This is a genomic window from Tateyamaria sp., assembly GCF_059783535.1.
On the sequence record NZ_JBYNDP010000212.1, the window covers coordinates 1 to 4,351 of the forward strand.

Here is a 4,351-nt window from a genome sequence, read left to right on the forward strand (position 1 = left end):
TGTCGGCGGCAAGGTGCTGGAAGCGGTCATGCCGCTGATGAACCCGCATGGGCGCATTCCGATTTGCGGCATGATTTCTTGGTACAATGCCGGTGGTCTGGGCGCAGGCGCGGATACTGCACTGTCCGCCCCCGCCCTGTGGCGCCCCATTCTGGTGAATTTCCTCAGCGTGAACGGCTTCATCATCTCGAACCATTGGGACCGCTTCCCGGCCTTCCTGACCGAAGTTGGACCAAAAGTGCAAAGCGGAGAGATCAAGGTGGTCGAAGACATCGCCCAGGGTCTGGAAAACGCACCCAAGGCATTCATGGGCCTGCTGGAGGGCAAGAATGTCGGCAAACAGATCGTGAAGCTGATTGCATGATGTGCGCCGGGGTCGGTGGGCGGGCGCATTTGCGCAGCAAACAGAGCCGCCCTCGACCCTAGGCCGCCTGCAGTTTCTTCGCCTCGACCCGCGCCAGTTCGATAAGTTTGTCCATATAAGGCTTGCCCAGATCGTCATCGCGCACGGCGGCATAGAGCCGCCGCGTCAACCCCTGTGCGGTCAGGGGACGGGTGACATAGTCGCTTGAATATTTCACCTCGCGCACCACCCAATCAGGCAACACCGACACGCCACGATTGGAGGCCACCAACAACAGGATAACCGCCGTCAACTCCGCCTGCCGCACTGCCGCCGGTTCGACCTTGGCAGGGATGAGCAATTGGCTGAACACATCCAGCCGCGTGCGCTCCACCGGGTAGGTGATCAGGGTCTGGTTTCGGAAATCAGCAGCCTCGATATAGGCTTTCTGCGCCAGCGGGTGGGAGGAAGCCGCCACAAAAACAGGCGCGTAGTCAAAAAGCTCGACAAAGGTGACACCCGGCAGATCCTCTGGGTCAGACGACACGACCAGATCAACGTCCTCCTTGATCAGCGCAGGCAGTGCATCAAAGGCAAGGCCGGGGCGAATATCCACGTCCACATCAGGCCAGCTTTTGCGGAACATCTCTAGCACCGGGAACAGCCATTCAAAACAGGCGTGACATTCGATTGCAATGTGCAAGCGGCCTGAAGAGCCGTCGCGCAAGGCAGAAAACTCTGCCGCCGCCGCTTCGACCTGCGGCAGGACCTGTTCGGCCAGACGCAGCAGGCGCAGGCCAGCAGCCGACAACCTGAGCGGTTTTGAGCGGCGTACGAACAACTCAACGCCCGCCTGATCTTCAAGCCCCTTGATCTGATGGCTCAGTGCGGACTGCGTGATGTGCAACTGATCAGCTGCCCGTGCGAGGCCGCCAGCCTCGTGAATGGCTTTGATCGTGCGCAGATGGCGAAATTCGATATGCATATGAAACTCATCTTTATCTTGAGAGTTATGAATTTGCCTCAAGATACGCATCAGGGCATGGTGCAACAAGCCCAAAGGAGCCTGCCGCATGCCCACGCCCGATGTCGCCCTGTCGTTCGAGACGTTTCCGCCCAAATCCCTCGACGCTTCATTTCACCTGTGGGACACGGTACAGGCACTGACCCCGCTGAATCCGCGCTTTGTCTCGGTGACCTATGGCGCCGGTGGCACGACGCAATCGCTGACACAGGAAGCAGCCCGGACCCTGCGCAAGACATCCGGCCTGCCCGTGGCGGCCCACCTGACCTGCACAGGCCAAAGCCGCGATGACGTTCTGCGCACCGCCGAGAAATATGCAGCCAGTGGCGTCAAGGACATCGTGGCCCTGCGTGGTGATCCACAGGGCGGCGGAGCGTTTGAGCCGCACCCAGACGGCTTTGCCCACAGCGTTGACCTGATCCGCGCCCTGTCGGATATGGGCCAGTTCACGATCCGCGTGGGTGCTTACCCCGACAGCCACCCGGATGCAGCCTCGGCCCAGCAGAACATCGATTGGCTGAAGGCCAAGATCGATGCGGGCGCCTCCGAAGCGATCACGCAATTTTTCTTTGAAGCAGACAGCTTCCTGCGTTTCCGCGATGCCTGTGTGGCCGCTGGCATCACCGCCCCCATCACGCCCGGCATCTTCCCCGTGGCGAATTGGACGCGCGCGCGCAGCTTTGCGGAAAAATGCGGCACGCCGATCCCTGTGGCGACCGCGACTGCCTTTGACCGGGCCGACCGTGAAGATCGGGCTCAACTCTTTGCCCTGACGCATTGTGCAGACTTGTGCGATACGCTGGTCACCGAGGGGGTAGACAAACTGCACTTCTACACGCTCAACCGCCCCGACTTGACGCTCAAGGTCTGCCGGGCCCTTGGGCTTGTCCGGCCCAGGCAGATGCGCAACGTCGCCTGATCCCTTTCATCTTGCCGGTAAACGTCGGGGGCCCGCCTTCATTTGCCGCTAGACCAATCGGTCTGATCTGACTACCGTTCCGGCAAACAAGCCGGAGACCGACATGCCCCGCCTCGCCCAAAACCTTGCAGACCTGCCCAGCCAGGACGAACTGTTGTCAATGTCCGGTCTGGACTTCATGCAAGGCATTCTGGACGGAACCGTACCCGGACCACCCATCGGACATACGCTTGGGTATGCGCTGCACAAGGTACAAGACGGCGAAGTGACGTTTCGCGGGACACCTGAATTCGATGTCACGAACCCGATGGGCACCGTGCATGGTGGCTGGTACGGCACATTGCTCGACAGCGCGATGGCCTGCGCCGTGATGACAAAAGTGCCCGCCGGGTCGGTTTACACAACGCTGGAATACAAGATCAATCTCACGCGTGGCATCCCACTGGGAATGGAAATCGCGTGCACCGGGCGCGTCGACCACGCCGGGCGCAGTACGGGTGTGGCCACCGGCGAAATCCGCGGCGTGGAGGACGGCAAGCTCTATGCGACCGGCTCCACAACCTGCATCATCATGAAACTGCGCTGATCGCTACGGGACGGTGGGCGGGGCGAATTTGACCCCAAGGGTCAAAGAGCGTCCGCCCCCGTCCCGCGCAGATCGGCCACCCATTCCGACCAGGACCGTGGCGGCGGAGCCTGGGCCAAGGATGGGTGCACCCGCTCGGACGGGTCCAGCCCTGCACGGCGCGGTTTGCGTGTGACGAACCACTTCCCGAAACCAGCGAACGTCCCCATGGACGGCGCCTCGGCATCCTGCGGGAACCGTGCGACCCAGCCTTCGGGCAAGGGCAAACCACAGACTTCTGCCTGTTCCAGCATCCAGACCAGCGGGATATTGGCCAAGGGGCGCGATGCACGGCGCCCCGACAGGTGACCTCCAATGTCGCCATGCACGCCGCGAAACCACATCTGGACGAGATGCCCGTCCCAATCTTGCGTCGTGTCCCACATCACAGGCGCGTAAGCCACGCGGGTTTCATTCCGGGCGATGGCATGAAAGCCGTGTTTCACGGACCGGCCCAGTTGATGGTTGTGAAAGGCGTGGCGTGGCGCGCTTAGCCGCCACAGGAACGGCATGTTGAGGCCAAGAGACTTCACAGTGTCCCACACCCCGATCATCTCGACCTCGACCTGGTCATGGCAATTGTTGCGCACGAAAATGCGCGCCGCATCGCCATCCGGGCTGCATTCATAGTGACGGTAGACGTCCCGAATATTGCGTTCTGTCGCGGCCTCAGGCTTCAGCAGGCCCACGCGATCGATGATCCCGGCAAGAGACCGGACCGCATAGGCCCCACGCGAATATCCAAGCAGAAACACCTTGTCCCCGGGCCGGTAGCGTGACGCCAGATAGCCGTAGGCGCGCCGGATTTGCCGGTTGATGCCACGGCCAAAGATCACGTCCCCAGCCTTGCGCCAATGGGACCATTGCAGACCAGGCTCGTAGTAGAGAGACACCTCGCTGCCCATTTCGCCCAGCAGCTTGGCTGTCAACCCGGCATTGGTTTCGTCCCCCGGATCAAGTGTGGACATGGTTCCGTCGATGATAATGACATGGATCGTCTGGCCCCGCGCCGGCGGAGCCACGCTTGGCAGACCTGTCCCGAACCGGCTTTTCAGCCAGTTCGAGATGGTTTTATTCAGCCGCGATCCGAGCATCCTTCATCAAGTCCCAAACCTTCATCGGTGTGAATGGCATATCTGCCTGCCGCACGCCGTGCTCCCACAGCGCATCCTGCACCGCGTTGGACACCGCTGCCAACGCTCCAACCGTGCCAGCCTCACCGCAGCCCTTCATGCCCATGACATTCGCGGTTGACGGAACCGGCTCGGACGTAAACCCGATGTAGGGAACATCATCCGCGCGGGGCAAGGCGTAATCCATGAACGTTGCCGTGAGCAATTGGCCGTCTTCATCGAACTGAACATGCTCGGTCAGCGCCTGTCCGATGCCCTGGACAACGCCGCCATGCACCTGCCCTTCGGCCAGCATCGGGTTGATAAG

At 61.3% G+C, this 4,351-nt stretch carries 5 protein-coding genes and 1 pseudogene; 3 read left to right on the top strand and 3 right to left on the bottom strand.

The annotated features are described in order from the left end of the window. Window positions 1-364 (top strand): annotated as a pseudogene (locus AC6RA8_RS21510) (NADP-dependent oxidoreductase); the annotation flags it as partial. A gap of 58 nt (window positions 365-422) precedes the next feature. Here AC6RA8_RS21510 and AC6RA8_RS21515 read toward each other — a convergent pair. After that, window positions 423-1,328: a LysR family transcriptional regulator gene (locus AC6RA8_RS21515; protein WP_500355751.1), complete on the bottom strand. Its 906-nt coding sequence runs from the start codon at window positions 1,326-1,328 to the stop codon at window positions 423-425. An 88-nt stretch (window positions 1,329-1,416) separates the two neighbouring features. Here AC6RA8_RS21515 and AC6RA8_RS21520 point away from each other — a divergent pair, with 88 nt between their 5' ends. After that, entirely contained in the window at window positions 1,417-2,286 is an 870-nt protein-coding gene (locus AC6RA8_RS21520; RefSeq protein WP_500355753.1) for a methylenetetrahydrofolate reductase, read from the top strand. A 103-nt stretch (window positions 2,287-2,389) separates the two neighbouring features. Continuing rightward, window positions 2,390-2,872: a PaaI family thioesterase gene (locus tag AC6RA8_RS21525; RefSeq protein WP_500355754.1), complete on the top strand. Its 483-nt coding sequence runs from the start codon at window positions 2,390-2,392 to the stop codon at window positions 2,870-2,872. A gap of 41 nt (window positions 2,873-2,913) precedes the next feature. Here AC6RA8_RS21525 and AC6RA8_RS21530 read toward each other — a convergent pair whose 3' ends face one another. Continuing rightward, window positions 2,914-4,005, bottom strand: coding sequence for a T6SS phospholipase effector Tle1-like catalytic domain-containing protein (locus AC6RA8_RS21530; RefSeq protein ID WP_500355756.1), 1,092 nt, complete (start codon window positions 4,003-4,005; stop codon window positions 2,914-2,916). Next, on the bottom strand, window positions 3,983-4,351 hold a 369-nt coding region (locus tag AC6RA8_RS21535; protein WP_500355757.1), incomplete at its 5' end, for a molybdopterin cofactor-binding domain-containing protein. The genes AC6RA8_RS21535 and AC6RA8_RS21530, both read right to left, overlap by 23 nt.

Excerpts from the sequence above, each read along its gene's own strand:
- AC6RA8_RS21515 (WP_500355751.1), bottom strand. The coding sequence starts at position 1,328 with ATGCATATCGAATTTCGCCATCTGCGCACGATCAAAGCCATTCACGAG.
- AC6RA8_RS21520 (WP_500355753.1), top strand. The coding sequence starts at position 1,417 with ATGCCCACGCCCGATGTCGCCCTGTCGTTCGAGACGTTTCCGCCCAAA.
- AC6RA8_RS21525 (WP_500355754.1), top strand. The coding sequence starts at position 2,390 with ATGCCCCGCCTCGCCCAAAACCTTGCAGACCTGCCCAGCCAGGACGAA.
- AC6RA8_RS21530 (WP_500355756.1), bottom strand. The coding sequence starts at position 4,005 with ATGCTCGGATCGCGGCTGAATAAAACCATCTCGAACTGGCTGAAAAGC.